The organism is Mycobacterium sp. UM_Kg27 (assembly GCF_000972905.1).
Lineage (GTDB): Bacteria > Actinomycetota > Actinomycetes > Mycobacteriales > Mycobacteriaceae > Mycobacterium.
This window is the reverse complement of record NZ_JRMM01000116.1, coordinates 1-14,612: the sequence shown is the minus strand read 5'-3', so window position 1 is coordinate 14,612 and position 14,612 is coordinate 1. Positions and strand designations below refer to the sequence as shown.

Annotated in this window: 18 protein-coding genes and 1 pseudogene; 15 read left to right on the top strand and 4 right to left on the bottom strand. The window is 68.8% G+C overall.

Annotation, left to right across the window (positions count from 1 at the left end; all coding sequences use genetic code 11):
- The 4 genes and pseudogenes from LI94_RS16495 to LI94_RS16485 form a co-directional block, all read left to right on the top strand.
- The coding region (locus LI94_RS16495) for a TetR/AcrR family transcriptional regulator (RefSeq protein WP_046301854.1) at positions 1-736 on the top strand (736 nt) is incomplete at its 5' end.
- A 32-nt stretch (positions 737-768) separates the two neighbouring features.
- Positions 769-1,155, top strand: coding sequence for a MauE/DoxX family redox-associated membrane protein (locus LI94_RS16490; RefSeq protein WP_046301853.1), 387 nt, complete (start codon positions 769-771; stop codon positions 1,153-1,155).
- Between the two features lie 33 nt (positions 1,156-1,188).
- A pseudogene (locus tag LI94_RS22460) lies at positions 1,189-1,338 on the top strand (TetR family transcriptional regulator); the annotation flags it as partial.
- A gap of 35 nt (positions 1,339-1,373) precedes the next feature.
- Positions 1,374-2,690, top strand: coding sequence for an NAD(P)/FAD-dependent oxidoreductase (locus LI94_RS16485; RefSeq protein WP_255351897.1), 1,317 nt, complete (start codon positions 1,374-1,376; stop codon positions 2,688-2,690).
- A gap of 12 nt (positions 2,691-2,702) precedes the next feature.
- Here LI94_RS16485 and LI94_RS16480 read toward each other — a convergent pair whose 3' ends face one another.
- Together LI94_RS16480 and LI94_RS16475 are read right to left on the bottom strand one after the other, a co-directional pair.
- Positions 2,703-2,963, bottom strand: a complete 261-nt coding sequence (locus tag LI94_RS16480; RefSeq protein ID WP_024441800.1) for a type B 50S ribosomal protein L31 — start codon at positions 2,961-2,963, stop codon at positions 2,703-2,705.
- Entirely contained in the window at positions 2,960-4,150 is a 1,191-nt protein-coding gene (locus LI94_RS16475; RefSeq protein ID WP_046301852.1) for a GTP-binding protein, read from the bottom strand. Before LI94_RS16475 ends, LI94_RS16480 begins: the two co-directional genes overlap by 4 nt.
- A gap of 104 nt (positions 4,151-4,254) precedes the next feature.
- Between LI94_RS16475 and rpmB the strand changes: the two genes are divergently transcribed.
- The 4 genes from rpmB to rpsR are packed head-to-tail and all read left to right on the top strand — an operon-like array spanning position 4,255 to position 5,228.
- A complete protein-coding gene (gene rpmB, locus LI94_RS16470; protein ID WP_024441798.1) occupies positions 4,255-4,491 on the top strand; it encodes a 50S ribosomal protein L28 in 237 nt (78 codons plus the stop codon).
- Positions 4,491-4,655, top strand: a complete 165-nt coding sequence (gene rpmG, locus LI94_RS16465) for a 50S ribosomal protein L33 (RefSeq protein WP_046301851.1) — start codon at positions 4,491-4,493, stop codon at positions 4,653-4,655. The genes rpmB and rpmG overlap by 1 nt, the downstream gene beginning before the upstream one ends.
- Positions 4,656-4,658: 3 nt before the next feature.
- Positions 4,659-4,964, top strand: coding sequence for a 30S ribosomal protein S14 (rpsN, locus tag LI94_RS16460; RefSeq protein WP_046301850.1), 306 nt, complete (start codon positions 4,659-4,661; stop codon positions 4,962-4,964).
- Entirely contained in the window at positions 4,965-5,228 is a 264-nt protein-coding gene (gene rpsR, locus LI94_RS16455) for a 30S ribosomal protein S18 (protein ID WP_046301849.1), read from the top strand.
- 249 nt (positions 5,229-5,477) lie between these two features.
- Here the strand turns inward: rpsR and LI94_RS16450 are convergent, their stop codons facing one another.
- Positions 5,478-5,855: a metalloregulator ArsR/SmtB family transcription factor gene (locus LI94_RS16450; protein ID WP_036457595.1), complete on the bottom strand. Its 378-nt coding sequence runs from the start codon at positions 5,853-5,855 to the stop codon at positions 5,478-5,480.
- Between the two features lie 157 nt (positions 5,856-6,012).
- Here LI94_RS16450 and LI94_RS16445 point away from each other — a divergent pair, with 157 nt between their 5' ends.
- The 6 genes from LI94_RS16445 (at position 6,013) to LI94_RS16420 (ending at position 13,228) form a co-directional block, all read left to right on the top strand.
- Positions 6,013-10,353 (top strand): HAD-IC family P-type ATPase, encoded by a 4,341-nt coding sequence (locus LI94_RS16445; RefSeq protein ID WP_239651253.1) that lies wholly within the window; start codon positions 6,013-6,015, stop codon positions 10,351-10,353.
- Between the two features lie 16 nt (positions 10,354-10,369).
- Positions 10,370-10,780, top strand: a complete 411-nt coding sequence (locus tag LI94_RS16440) for a nuclear transport factor 2 family protein (RefSeq protein WP_046301848.1) — start codon at positions 10,370-10,372, stop codon at positions 10,778-10,780.
- 25 nt (positions 10,781-10,805) lie between these two features.
- On the top strand, positions 10,806-11,207 hold the full coding sequence (gene crcB / locus LI94_RS16435) for a fluoride efflux transporter CrcB (RefSeq protein ID WP_046301847.1): 402 nt from the start codon (positions 10,806-10,808) through the stop codon (positions 11,205-11,207).
- Entirely contained in the window at positions 11,204-11,554 is a 351-nt protein-coding gene (locus LI94_RS16430) for a DUF190 domain-containing protein (protein WP_046301846.1), read from the top strand. The genes crcB and LI94_RS16430 overlap by 4 nt, the downstream gene beginning before the upstream one ends.
- Positions 11,551-11,910 carry a CrcB family protein gene (locus LI94_RS16425; protein WP_046301845.1) on the top strand — a complete coding sequence of 120 codons (360 nt, stop codon included), beginning with the start codon at positions 11,551-11,553 and terminating at the stop codon, positions 11,908-11,910. Before LI94_RS16430 ends, LI94_RS16425 begins: the two co-directional genes overlap by 4 nt.
- Before the next feature lie 106 nt (positions 11,911-12,016).
- Complete coding sequence (locus LI94_RS16420; protein ID WP_046301844.1) at positions 12,017-13,228, top strand: acyl-CoA dehydrogenase family protein; 1,212 nt, start codon at positions 12,017-12,019, stop codon at positions 13,226-13,228.
- Here LI94_RS16420 and LI94_RS16415 read toward each other — a convergent pair.
- Complete coding sequence (locus tag LI94_RS16415; protein WP_046301843.1) at positions 13,225-13,965, bottom strand: SDR family oxidoreductase; 741 nt, start codon at positions 13,963-13,965, stop codon at positions 13,225-13,227. The two genes, LI94_RS16420 and LI94_RS16415, sit on opposite strands and share 4 nt — an antisense overlap.
- Positions 13,966-14,025: 60 nt before the next feature.
- Between LI94_RS16415 and LI94_RS16410 the strand changes: the two genes are divergently transcribed.
- Positions 14,026-14,612, top strand: a 587-nt coding sequence (locus LI94_RS16410) for an SDR family NAD(P)-dependent oxidoreductase (RefSeq protein WP_046301855.1), incomplete at its 3' end; no start/stop codon positions are given.

Here is a 14,612-nt window from a genome sequence, read left to right as displayed (position 1 = left end):
CGCGATCCTGGCCGCTGCGGCCCTGAGCGTCATCGGCAGCATCTCCGCGCACCGAACGCGGCTGCCGGCCGCCGCACTTGCGGACCTGCTCGCAGAGCTGTGCTGGTCGGTGCTCACCGTCGAGCTGCCGCCCGCGCCTTCGGGTCCGCCGCCGCCACGCCCGGAGCGGGGTCTGCCCAGCACGTCCAAACGTGAACGGCTGCTCGCCGAGGCCATCCGCATGTTCGGCCAGCGGGGCTTCTACGAAGTCAGCATCGAGGAGATCGCTACCGCCGCCGGACTCAACGGCTCCAGCGCCTATCGCTACTACCCGAGCAAGGCGGCCCTGCTGGCCGTCGCCTTTCATCGGGCCAGCGCCCGGGTGCTGATGGCCATCACCGATTCCCTCGCCGAATCGACCAGCCCGCGGCAGGCGGCCCTGCGCATCGCCGAGCGTTATACCGCGCTGGCGTTCGCCGCGCCCGAGCTGATCAATATCTATTTCGCCGAGTTCGCCAACCTGCCCGAACCCGACCGGGTTGAACTGCGCGGTCTGCAGCGGCAGAACGTCGACGAATGGGCCCACCTGGTGAGTCAGGTCGGCGCAGGCGACACCGAAGCGGTGTTCCGGGTCCACGCGGCCCTTGCTCTCGTCGTCGATATAGGACGCCTGGTTAACTTTGACGATCGAGACGAACAGCGCTCCCGGATCCATGCCCTGATGGCGGCCGTACTTTTCGGCACCGGCGGCCGGTGACTGCGGGCCGCCTCGCTGGCTACGATCGACCGATGAGCGCCGCAGCGTCAGGACAGCGAAGTGCCGTCACGGCTGCGCGAGGGCTGGCCGGGCTGCTGTTGGGCGCAGGGGCAGGACATTTCGTCTTCCCGCAGCCTTTCGACACGATCGTTCCGCCGGAGTTGCCGGGCAGCGCCCGCATGTACACGTATGTGTCGGGGGTCGCCGAGCTGGTCATCGGTGCCCTGCTGTTGTTCCCGCGCACCCGTCGCAGGGCCGGGCTGGCCGCGGCCGCCCTGTTCGTTGCGGTGTTCCCGGCGAATATTTACTCGGTCCGGTTGTTCTGGGCCAAACCCTGGATGAGGGCGGGGACGATCGCGCGCCTGCCGTTGCAGATTCCGATGATCGTCGCGGCGTTGCGGGTGTGGCGCGCCGGTTAGTCCGACCTGCGCCGGTGGATTCAGGAGGCATGGGTGGCCTACATCAAGGCGACCGAGCGCGAGGGGCAGATCGTTGCGGCCGCGATGCGGGTCCTCAGTGACGTCGGCGTTGCGGGTACGACGTTGCGCGGGGTTGCCGCTGAAGCCGGGATTCCGCTGGGCACGTTGCACTATGTGTTTCCGTGACTCGGTCGGTTGACCGACTTAGATTGTGGGGCGTGAAGTCAGACGACGCGGCGGTGGCCACCACGGTGGCCGTAGTGGGTGCGGGGATGTCCGGCTTGACGGCCGCCCGCGATCTGCACCGGGCCGGAATTGATGTCCTCGTTCTCGAGGCCGCAGGCCGACTCGGCGGACGGGCCATGACCGAGACGAGCGCCTTGGGGTCGCGAGTGGACCTCGGCGGTCAGTGGATCGGCCATGATCACCACCGAATCAAGGCGCTGGCTTCCGAATTGGGCGCCACGGAGTTTGCGATGCACACCGTGCCGTTGCCCATCGTGGTCGACGGATCGCGCCGGCTCCGCGTCGCGGGGCCGTCGATCCTGACGGCCCTTCTCGTTCTGGTCGGCGTCGAGGCCTGGTCCCGTATCGCCAAGACGCAACGGTGGAATGCCACGACGGTCGAGGCCTGGCTGCGCCGAGTGCCGGGGCGCGCTCGCCGGCTGCTCGAAGTGCTGGCCTACATCTCGTGGACCGCCGACCTGGATCGTTTCTCCGTTCACGCGATGGTGCAGGCCATCCGTCAGCAGGGCGGGCTACGAACCATGCTGGCGACGGCCGGGGGAGCTCAGGAGTCCTTGGTCGCCGAAGGGATCGGCTCGCTGATCGATGGCCTTGCCGCCGAACTCGGTCCGCGAGTGCGTCCGGGGCATCGAGTCACGTCCATCGCCCGCAGTGGCGGTGGCGTCACCATCCACACCACCGCAAGAGAAATCCGTGCCGCGAAAGTCATTGTCACGGTTCCGCTGCCGCTTACCGGACGTATCACCTACGACCCGCCGCTCCCGACCACCCGTACCGCGCTGGCGTCCGATACCTATATGGGCTCGGTGTACAAGGGCGTGGCAGTCTATCCGCGCCCGTTCTGGAGAGAGCGAGCCGGCGGCGAGTTCCTGTTTCTGGACAAACCCGGCCGGGCGGTGTTCGACACCGGCGCACCGGGCGGTCCAGGCCACCTGTGCGTGCTCGTGGGGGGACCCGAGGCGCGCGCGCTCGATCGGCTTGATGCTGTCGAGCGGCGCAACGCGGTGCTCGGTGCGCTGGCCCGCTACCTCGGTCCCGACGTTCTCGAACCGGCTAGCTGGCACGAAAAGGCCTGGCATCTGGATGAATACGTCGGTGGCGGTTACCTCGCGCTGCCGCTGCCCGGGAACAGTGCCGGAATCCCGCCGATCGACTGCACCCCGACCGACGATATTCATTGGGCGGGTACCGAGACGGCGCGCGACCACGCGGGCTACCTCGAGGGCGCCATCGAATCGGGCACCCGGGTGGCGCGTGAGGTGATCGAGGCGCTGTCGGTCTTCCAGTGACGCTCTGCCAGATCAGTTCTGGCGCTGGCCGTAGCGACGGCGGAACTTCTCGACCTGTCCCGCGGTGTCGACGATCCGGCTGTTGCCGGTCCAAAACGGGTGCGACGCCGCGCTGATCTCCACGATCACCAGCGGGTAGCTGCGAGTGCCCGTCGGGGTGGGCCACTCGATGGTGCGGTCGCTGGTCACGGTGGAGCGGGTCAGGATCGTCTCCCCGGTGGTGGCGTCCTGGAAGACGACGGGGTGGTAGTCGGGGTGGATGCCGGGTTTCATCGCTGATCTCCGTCTCGGGTGCGGTACAGGGAAATGTCTGCGGTGGCCGTTGGGGTTTCGTCGCACGGTTCCTGGTGGTGATCGCCGAACGGGTCGGGGTAGCCGGCCCACTGGTTCGGGCGGCGTAACTCGTCGTCGGTGAGCAGTGCGCCTGACAGGGCCTCGCGGATCTGCTCGGGGCGGGCGCCGCAGACCAGGATCACCAGCGAGGTGTGCCGATCGCCGTAGCGGTGGTCCCAGATCAGATCGGCGAACGCATGGCGTTCGGCGGACACTCGGGCGGCCTCCTCGGCCGTCATCGCGGCCAGCCACTTGCCCACCGCCGAGGTGTGTAATCCGCCGCCCGCCGACTCCAGCCAGATCGCCCGCTGCCCCCGGTTGGCCAACCACAGCCGCCCACGCGCCCGGATCACGCCGTCGAGCAGGGCATCGAGGGCCGCGTGCGGGCGCTGCGGGTGAAACGGTCGGCGGGCGTGGAATTCGATCAGCTCAACCGAGCCCTCGGCCCGTAGTGGCGGTTGACCGGCCAGCAGCGGGGCGTGCGGATCATCGCCGCGACCGCGGCGAGCGCCGTCGTCGAGGTGGGTCAGTGCCTGTTCAAGGCGATCGGTGCCGGCCGTGATGCGCGCCAGCGGAGCCAACCGGCGCAGCACGGCCAACGCAGTCGGGTCCGGGGCGTAAACCACCAGAGCGTCGGCGGATTCGGCCTGGCCGACCACCACTTGGGCGATGGTGCGCCCGTCGTCGAGTTCGTCGTCGCCGAGTGCTTGCGACAGCCACGCCGTGGCATCGAGACAGGTGACGACCGCGGCGATCGTCACATCGCGGCCGGCCGGGCCGTCGATGTATCCCGGTCCGACGCGGACCCGCACGTTGCGGATCGCCCAGCAGATGGGCTGCGGCTCCAACCAGTCGGGCAACTGGACGACGATGCGCTCAACGCCGGCCCGGCGGTGCAGTCGGCGCAACAGGACCAGCAGGTCGTTGCGCAGCGTGCAGGACACGCAGCCGTGCGCCAACTCCAGGGCTAGCGTCGTGGCATCGGCTGTCGTACTGGTGGTTTCCCGAACCACCACGTGACCATCCAGGCTGTAGGCCACGGTCACCGTGCCCGCCTTGACCTGCAAGGCGTTGGTCGCTGCGTCGGTGCCGTACTGCCCGGCCACCAGGATCACCGGAGTCCGCATCACCCTCCTATTGAAAATCATTGTCATTAAAGCCGTTCCCACGGTAGCCTCCAGCGCGTCGCTTGTCGACAATGATTTTCAATAAGGGTCGAAGGAGGGTTCCGTTGTCTGCACGCTGCCAAGTCACTGGCCGGGTGCCCGGATTCGGGAATGCGGTGTCGCACTCGCATCGCCGCACCCGGCGCCGCTGGTCGCCGAATATCCAGGTCAGGACTTACTATCTGCCGTCGCAGGACCGCCGGATCACGCTGCGGGTCAGCGCGAAGGGCATCAAGGTCATCGACCGGGACGGCATCGAGGCCGTGGTGGCCCGGCTGCGAAGCGCGGGGCAGCGGATCTGATGGCGCGCACCGACATTCGTCCCATCGTCAAGCTGAGCTCCACCGCGGGCACCGGCTACACCTACGTCACCCGCAAGAACCGGCGCAACGACCCCGACCGCCTGGTGTTGCGCAAGTACGACCCCGTCGTCCGTCGCCATGTCGACTTCCGGGAGGAGCGCTGAGTCATGGCCAAGAAATCCAAGATCGTGAAGAACGAGCAGCGCCGAGCGCTGGTGGCCCGCTACGCCGAGCGGCGCACCGAGCTCAAGGAAGTCATTCGTTCGACGTCGAGCAGCCCGCAGCAGCGATTGGCCGCCCAGCGCGCACTGGCTCGCCAACCGCGCGATGCCAGCCCGGTGCGGCTGCGCAACCGCGACAGTGCCGACGGGCGTCCCCGCGGCTACCTGCGCAAGTTCGGGCTGTCTCGGGTGCGGGTGCGCCAGCTTGCGCATGAGGGCCAGCTGCCCGGCGTCCGGAAGGCGAGCTGGTAGATGGCGATCAAACCCAAAGGGTCGCGGCGTGTTCCGCGGAGCACGGCCAGGTCCGCCAAGCCGAACCTGCTGGCCAAGCTGGGCGTGACGGCGGTCGACTACAAAGACACCGCCACGCTGCGCATCTTCATCTCCCCGCGCGGCAAGATCCGTTCACGTAGCGTCACCGGACTCACCGTTGGTCAACAACGCCAGGTCGCCTGCGCCATCAAGAACGCCCGGGAAATGGCGTTGCTGCCGTATCCGGGTGTCACCGCCGAGTGATCGATTGACGGTGCCGCTGATCAGCCGATGTGGAACACGACCTCCAGGGCCAAGAACCCGAAGACGAGCAGCCCGAGGATTCCGGCGAGCACCGGAAGGATAAGCACTGGGTCTTTCATGGGTCGAGACGTTATCCAGTTGTTGGTTGGAAAAAATCGCAAAGTGGTGCCGATCACTCGATCTCGGGACTTTGGTCCGTGATGGCCATCACGGACCAAAGTCCCTGCGGGGCTGACCTTCCGGAGAGTTTCACGACCCTTTCGGCGGGTCGGGGGCCAGGCTGCCGTCCGGGGCGATGTGGGCGAAGATCTGCTGCAGCAGGGTCACGATGTGCGGGTCGTCCACGGTGTAGATGTGGTGGCGCCCGTCACGCCGTGCGTTGATCAGCCCGGCCAGTCGCAGCTTGGTCAGGTGCTGGCTCATGGTGGCGACATTGACGCCGGCTCGCCGCGCCAGGGTTGTCACATCGTAGGCGTCCTGGGCGGCCAGCCACATCACATGTAGGCGTGCCGGGCTGCTGAGTAGCGCGAACGTGCTCGCGGCGGACGCGAGTTGGGGTGTGGTCGGTTCGTCGGGCCGGCTGGGTGAACTGATTTCTTCGGGCAGCCGTTCTTCATCTTTAGCCATGGCGGCATTCATTTTGTCCCAACTCCCATGGCGGGATTCGCCGAACGACACATTCCTATAGTTGCGCAATCGCCAAAGTGTCGCCAGAATTGGGCAGTTCACGCGGCACATTTGCCGCCCGGCGGGTGTCACCCAGATTCGCCGTCAGATCACAGGATTGGTTGCTGCCGAATTGATTCCGACATCACTGCTGCGCCCGGCCGCCCTGGGAATCCGTGCGGCGTCGGCCGTCGTCGGCGCGGCGGCCCGCAGCGCATCGGCCACCACCGAGGCGGTTGGGGCCATCACCACGGCCGGGCTGCAGGTCGCCGCGCTGCCAGTTCGGGAAGCCAGTCGGATGCTGTCCGGCGAATCCACCCGGGCGACCCTGACCCGCAGGTGCTGGCGCGGGGAGAACCGCGCCTGGATCGAGGTCCGTGGCTTGAGCGAATCCCCCGAACTCGGGCAGCGGGTGCTCGACACGCTTGTCGCCGAACCCGGTGTGGTGTCGGCGCGGCTGAACCGCCCGTTGTCTCGGGTCGTGGTGGAACTTGCAGCAGAGGGCGAGCAGGTTTCATTCAATGACCTGTGCCGCCTGATCTCTGAGGTCGAACGCGGCTACCGACGGTCTCAAGGCGCAACAGCTCCGAGCGGTGCCGCACCGGCTACCGTCCTGCCCGGCGACGGGTTGTTGCTGATGGCCCGGGGCGTGATGGTCGGCGTGAATGCCGCCGGACTGGCCATCGCGGTCGCTGGGCGTGCGCTGCGGTTGCCGCAGGCACCGATCACCGTCGACGCCGTCGCGGCGCTGGCGAACTACCAGCCGTGGCTGCGCCAGCAGCTCGCCGACCGAATCGGCCGGGGCCCGGCTGACACGGTGCTGTCGCTGATCTCCACCGGAGCGCGGATCGTCACCCTGTCGCCGGCCACGCTGGCAGTGGACTTGGCGTTGCAGGGTGTCAAGGCCGCCGAATCTCAGGCCGCGGCGCAGGCCTGGATCCGCCACGAGCCGCACCTGGCCCGGCACGCCGACCAGGCGCAGGTCCACGTCCCGTCGCGGCCGGTGCCCCTACCGGAGGGGGCGGTCGACCGGCACGGCCGGCGGGCCGGCTACGTCCAGTTGTTCGGTGCCGGCCTGGTGGCAGTGCTCACCCGCAACGTCACCACAGCCGCCACCGCAGCCGTGGTCTCCGGCCCGAAAGCCATGCGCACCACCACGGAATCGTTCGCGGCCACCCTGAGCCGGTCGTTGGTCGAGCAGCACGCGGCGCTGCCGTTGCGCCCGGAGGGCGTGCGCCGCCTCGATCGCGTCGACGCCGTTCTCATCGATCCGCGATTGCTCTGCTCCGCCAACGCGCGGCACCCGCTGGCCTCGGCGCTGTTGGCCGAGGCGCGGGCGTCCGGCGCGGAACTGGTCACCCTCGACGTCGAGGCCCTGGGGGAACTGCGTCCCGCCTTCGACGAACTGGCACCGGTCGATATCGCCGCCGACGACGCTCAACTCGACGAGGCGCTGGCCACCGCACTGGCGGCACGTCAGCGAGACGGCCGCACCGTCGCGGTGCTGACGTCCACCGGCGCGCAGGCACTCGCCTGCGCCGACGTGGGCCTGGGGATCCTGCCCGACGACACGGAGACGGCACCGCCGTGGGAAGCGGATCTGCTGCTGGCCGACCTGGCCGGCGCCTGGCGGGTGCTGCACGCGATACCGGCGGCGCGCGCCGCCGCGCAGCGCGGCATCTCGCTGTCCACCGGCGCATCGACGATCGGTGCGCTGCTGATGGTTCCGGGGGTGCGGGCGGGCCGGGGAAGAGGAGGCCCGGGGCCGGTCACCGCCGGGGCGGCCTCCGGATTGCTCTCGGGATACCTGCTGGCTCGCCAGGTGGCGCGGACGCCGGCGCCGCGGCCCGCACCGGCCTACGAGTGGCATGCGATGTCGCTCGATGAGGTCCGCGCGATCCTGCCGGTTCCCGACGTCGCCTGCGCCGCCGCCGAACTCGACGCGGCGCCGCCGCACATGGCCTGGCAGTTCATCAAGGCGGTGCGCGCCGAACTGTCGGATCCGCTGATGCCGGTGCTGGCACTCAGCTCGGTGGCCACCGCAATGCTGGGCTCGCCGGTAGATGCGTTGATGGTCAGCACGGTGCTGATCGGCAACTGCATGCTCGCGGCCGCCCAGCAACTGCAGGCCGAGAACCGGCTGAACCGGCTGCTGGCCCAACAGACCCCGCCGGCCCGCACCGTCGAGCCGGGCACCGGCCGCTACGCCGAGATCGTCGCGGACCGCCTGATCCCCGGCGCCGTGATCGAGATCCGCAGCAACGAGGTCGTGCCCGCTGACGCGCGGCTGATCGAGGCCACCGACCTCGAGGTCGACGAATCCTCGCTCACCGGCGAATCACTGTCGGTGGACAAGCAGACCGCGGCTACACCCGGTGCCGAACTGGCCGAACGGCGCTGCATGCTTTACGCCGGCACGACAGTCGTCGCCGGCACCGCACGGGCCGTGGTGACCGCGGTCGGCGCCGACACCCAGGCCCGTCGTGCCGCCGAGCTGGCCGCCGGGGATCTGCCGGTAGTCGGCCTGCAGCATCAACTCAGTCAGTTGATGAGTCGTGCGTTCCCGGCCAGCGCCGGCGGCGGGCTGATGGTCGGCCTGCTGGGGATGCTGCGCGGCGGTGGGCTGCGCCTGGCCCTGGGCAACGCGATCGCGGTCGCTGTGGCGGCGGTCCCCGAGGGCATGCCGCTGATGGCGACGCTGGCCCAACATGCCTCGGCCCAACGCCTGACCGATTCCGGTGCGCTGGTGCGCATTCCCCGCTCGGTGGAGGCCCTGGGCCGGGTCGAGGTGGTGTGCTTCGACAAGACTGGAACGCTCAGTGAGAACCGGCTGCGGGTCACCCGGGTCTACCCGGTCGCCGGTCACGCGCACGACGACGTGCTGCGGTGCGCGGCCAACGCTGCGCCGGCACCCGAGGGTGACCCGCACGCGCATGCCACCGACCAGGCCGTCACCGAGGCGGCCGCTGCAATATCCGATGGCGGGGCCGCGCTGTGGACCACGACGGACGCCCACCTGCCGTTCCGCTCCGGCCGGGCGTTCTCGGCGTCGGTGTTGGGCACGCAGCTGATGATCAAGGGGGCTCCGGAAGTGGTGCTGGCCGCCTGCACCGACCTTGGCCCCGACAGCGACGCGCCGGTCGCCGAACTGGCAGCCGGCGGGCTGCGGGTGATCGCGGTGGCGCAGCGCCGGCTCACTGCCGCCCAGGTGAAGTCCCTCGCCGACGACCCGGACGCCCTCGCCGCGTTGTGCCAGTCCGGGCTGACACTCACCGGCTTCCTCGGCATCTCCGACACCCCGCGAGCCGAAGCGCCACAACTACTGGCCGACCTGGCGGACCGCGGCGTCGGAATTCGGCTGATCACCGGTGACCACCCTGTCACCGCCACCGCGATCGCCGCCGAACTCGGAGTGCCGGTCAGCGCAGAGCAAGTCATCACCGGAGCGGAGTGGAACGCGCTGTCGCGCAAGGACCAGGAACGTGCCGTCGGAGAGCGGGTGATCTTCGCCCGGATGTCCCCGGAGAACAAGGTGCAGGTCGTACAGACCCTCGAACGCAGCGGACGGGTCTGCGCCATGGTCGGCGACGGCGCCAACGACGCGGCCGCGATCCGGGCCGCCAGTGTGGGTCTCGGTGTCGTCGCGCGCGGCAGCGACTCGGCGCACCTCACCGCCGACATCGTGCTGACCGACGGGCGCATCGGCGCCCTCACCGATGCCATCGACGAGGGTCAACGACTGTGGCGCGGCGTGCAGCTGGCGGTGACCGGCCTGCTCGGCGGCAACGTCGGCGAGGTGATCTTCGGTGTCATCGGCACCGCACTGTCGGGGACCTCGCCGCTGAACAACCGCCAGCTGCTGCTGATGAACATGCTGACCGACGCGCTGCCGGCCACCGCGGTCGCGGTCAGCACCCCAGCCGGCTCCTCGCATCGGGTGGTGCAAGGCATCGACGAACGCAGCCTGATGCGCGCCGTTGCGGTCCGCGGGGCGATCACCGGGGCCGCGGCCAGCGCCGCGTGGGGGATGGCGAGCCTTCTTCCGGTACCGGGCCGCGCGCAACGTGCCGCCACCGTCGCATTGATCACCCTGGTCAGCACCGAGCTTGCCCAGACCCTGGTCGACTCCCACGCGCCGTTGGTATGGCTTACCGCCGCCGGATCTTTCGCGGCGTTTGCGGCGATGATCAGCCTGCCCGGCATCAGCCAGCTGCTGGGTTGTGTCCCAGTGGGTCCGCTGGGCTGGTCGCAGGCCCTGGGCGCCACCGGCGCCGCCGTCCTGGCGATCGCCGCGGCTCCGCACGTGCTGCGCGCCGGGCGGCGCGAAGCATCGCAGCTCGGCACCGAGACCGCGCCAGGCCCGCTGGCCACCGTGCAGGTGCTGCGACCCGCAGGCACCGAGGTCTCCCCGGTGGCGACCGTCGGTGGGGCTACGGTGAGAATCAGCCGTACCAACTGACCAGCGGAGGCGTGGCATGCACCCATTCCGGCAAGCCGTCGAGGCCCGTGATGCCGCGGCCATCGAGGCGCTGCTGTCCGACAATGTCGTGTTCACCAGTCCGGTGGCGTTCAAGCCCTACCCGGGCAAGCCGATCACCGCGGCCATCCTGCGCGCGGTGATGCGCGTCTTCTCCGACTTCCACTACGTGCGCGAGATCGCTGACCCGTCGGGGCGCGACCATGCGCTGATCTTCGAAGCGTCGGTGGACGGCAAAAGGATCACCGGTTGCGACTTCCTGCACATCGACGATGACGGCAAGATCGACGACTTCGTGGTGATGGTCCGGCCGCTGTCGGCGGCTACCGCGCTGGCCGAAGCCATGGCGCAGCAGTTCGAGCAGATCACCCGGGAGGCCGCCGCGCATGGACCCGACGGTTCCGCGTAACCGGAACTGATCGCGGAGCTCCCCGGTGCATGAGCAGGCACCCATAGTCGCGGCGGTCGCCGTAGGTGGCGCCATCGGTGCCAGCGCGCGTTACGCCGTCGCGCTGGCCCTGCCCACCCCCGCCGGTGGATTTCCTTGGGCCACACTGGCAACCAACGTGAGCGGGTGTGCGCTGATGGGCGTGCTGATGGTGGCGATCACCGAGCTGTGGGTCGGACATCGCCTGCTGCGTCCGCTGTTGGGCACCGGCGTGCTGGGTGGCTACACCACGTTCTCCACCTTCGCCGGCGACGTCGACACCCTGATCGCCGACGGGCAACCCGCCCGGGCGCTGGTCTACCTGCTCACCACGCCGGTGGCAGTGTTGATCGCGACCTGGACCGCCGCGAGCCTCACCCGCCGTCTGATCACCAGGAGGACAGCATGAGCGAACTCAACGGACGCGCACTGCGTTTGACGGTATTCCTCGGAGAGAGCGACACCTGGCATCGCAAGCCGGTGTTCAGCGAGATCGTGCACCGGGCCCGGCGTGCCGGTCTGGCCGGCGCGACGGTGTTTCGCGGCATCGAGGGCTACGGCGCGTCCTCGGCCATCCACACCACCCGGCTGTTGTCGATGTCAGAAGACCTGCCGGTCTCGGTCATCATCGTCGACGCACCCGAGCGGGTCCGGGCTTTCCTGCCGGAGCTGGACGAGTTGGTCACCGAGGGACTGATCCTGCTGGACGAGGTCGAGGTCGTTCGGCATGTCGGGCGATCCCCCGCCGGCCAATGACCTGGTTGCTGGTCATGGCCGGCGCCGTCGTGGGGGCGCCGCTGCGGTACCTGACCGACCGGTTTGTGCAAGCCCGCCACGATTCCACCTTCCCGTGGGGCACGCTGGCCGCGAACCTGCTCGGCAGCCTTATGTTGGGCGTGCTCGTCGGCGCGGCCGATCAACGGCTGCACCTGCTGATCGGCACCGGTCTGTGCGGTGCTTTGACCACCTACTCGACCCTCTCCTACGAAACGCTGCAGTTGGCCGGCGTCGGTGCGCGGCTGTATGCGCTGGCCAATCTGGTGCTTACCGTGACCGGCGGGCTGAGCGCCTATTACGTCGGCAATTTCGCGGCACAAGCGATTTGGGCCTGACTGTTCCGCGGGCTGGCCGACGCTGCGCAACTGCTTCCAGGATGAGGTGCCACAATCGAGCCCGACAGTGTCCGGTGGCATCCGCCCAGTCCATCCAGGAGTAGCCATGTCGTTCTCGGTAGAGCTCAGCGATGACGTGATCGAGGTGCGCGACTGGGTGCACCAGTTCGCCGCTGACGTGGTCCGGCCGGCCGCCGCCGAATGGGACGAGCGGGAAGAGACGCCGTGGCCGATCATCCAGGAGGCCGCCAAGATCGGCCTGTACTCACCGGAACTGTTCGCCACCCAGGCCGCCGAACCCAGCGGCATCGGCATGCTGACGGTGTTCGAGGAACTGTTCTGGGGTGACGCCGGCATCGCGCTGTCGATTCTGGGCACCGGACTTGCCGCCGCAGCCCTGGCGGGCAACGGAACTCCCGAACAGCTGGGCCAGTGGCTGCCCGAGATGTTCGGCACCGCCGAGGAACCCAAGCTCGGGGCGTTCTGCTCCTCGGAACCCGACGCCGGTTCCGACGTCGGTGCGATCCGCACCCGTGCCCGCTTCGATGAGGCCACCCGCGAATGGGTGCTCAACGGCACCAAGACCTGGGCCACCAACGGCGGCATCGCCAACGTGCACATCGTCGTCGCCTCGGTCTATCCCGAACTCGGCTCGCGCGGACAGACCAGCTTCGTGATCCCGCCCGGCACCCCGGGCCTGGCGCAGGGACAGAAGTTCAAGAAGCACGGCATCCGGGCGTCGCACACCGCCGAGATCGTCCTGGACAATGTCCGACTGCCCGAGGAGATGATCCTCGGTGGCCGGGAGAAGTTCGAGGAACGGGTTGCCCGGGTCAAGTCCGGCGCCTCTGCCGGAGGACAGGCCGCGATGAAGACCTTTGAGCGCACCCGCCCGACCGTCGGTGCGATGGCGGTCGGCGTGGCCCGCGCCGCCTACGAGTACGCCCTCGAATACGCCTGCCAGCGTGAGCAGTTCGGTCGCAAGATCGGCGAGTTCCAGGCGGTGGCGTTCAAGTTGGCGGACATGAAGAGCCGCATCGACGCCGCCAGGCTCATGGTGTGGCGCGCGGGCTGGATGGGACGCAACAATAAAGCCTTCGACAACGCCGAGGGCTCGATGGCCAAGTTGTTCGCCAGCGAGACGGCCGTCTACGTCACCGACGAGGCGATCCAGATCCTCGGCGGCAACGGCTACACCCGCGACTACCCGGTCGAGCGCATGCACCGCGATGCCAAGATCTTCACCATCTTCGAGGGCACCAGTGAGATCCAGCGGCTGGTCATCGCCCGGGCGCTGACGGGATTGCCGCTGCGCTAACCGGCTGTTTTCCCGTTGTCGGTCAGGTAGACCGCGCCGTGCACCGCTGCGGCGGCGTCACTGGCCAAAAAGGCGATCACCTCCGCGACGTCGCCCGGGGCGCTCATCCCGCGCGGCGAGGCCACCCGCATGATCAGGTTGACGTCGGCGCCCTCGGGAAGCTGGAAATTGGTCACCTGCGGGGTCAGCATGCCGCCGGGGCACACCGCGTTGACTCGTAGCTTCTCCGCGGTGAACTCCACGGCCAATGCCCGGGTGAGCCCGACGAGTCCGTGCTTGGCCGCGCAGTAGCCCGCCGAGTACGCCTGCCCCTCCACCCCGGCGATCGAGGCGACGTTGACGATATTGCCGGCGGTCTCCAGCAGGTGCGGCAGCGCCGCGCGGCACAGGAAGAACGGCCCGTTGAGGTTGACCGCCAGATCGTGGGCCCACTCGTCGTCGGTGACGGACAGCGTGTGGCGCATCTGATGGGCGCCGGCGACGTTGACCAGAACATCGAGCCGGCCGAACTGGGCGACGCATTGCTCGACCGCCGCCGCGCACGCCGTCGCGGTGCTGATGTCGGTGGGGGCGTACTGCCCGCCGGGAACGTCGGCGAACACCGTGGCCAGTCGCTCGGCGTCGCGCGCCAACCCGAACACCGTCGCACCGCGCCGGGCGAACAGTTGCGCGGTCGCCGCGCCCAGGCCCGACGACGCGCCGGTCACCAGCGCCACTTTGCCTGACAGATCGGTCATTTCGACTCTCCGCATCACCCAGTCGACCGGCACTGGTGCGCAGCCGTCTACCGTCCAGTTATGGCTTCAGTATCAGTGATCACCGGGGGCGCGGGCGGTATGGGGCTGGCGACGGCCAAGATCCTGGGCCGAGACCACACCCTGGTGCTGTGCGATGTCCGGCCCGAGCGGCTCGACGCGGCGCAGGCCGCCCTTGAGCAGCTCGGCATCGCCGCGACCGCCGTCAACTGCGATGTCACCGACCGTGGTGCGGTGACCCGGCTGTTCGACACCGCTGCCGGTCTCGGGACGCTGGCGTCGGTGATCCACACTGCGGGGGTCAGCCCGAGCATGGGCGACGCCGAATTCGTCATGCGGATCAACGCGTTCGGCACCGTCGTGGTCAACGAGGTGTTCTACGACGTCGCGCCCGAGGGCGCGGTGATCGTCAACGTCGCCTCGATGGCCGCGCAACTGCTGCCGGACAAGGCATACCCCACAGCGAAGTTCCCGCTGGCGTACAGCGACGGCGACGCCTTCGTGGCCGCGATGACGGCGTATTGCAACAACGCACCCGAGCAGATGCGTTCAGGCTTCTCCTACACCGTCAGTAAGGCCTTCGTGAAGTGGTACTGCGCTTCGCAGGCCGAGCGCTGTCTCTTATACAC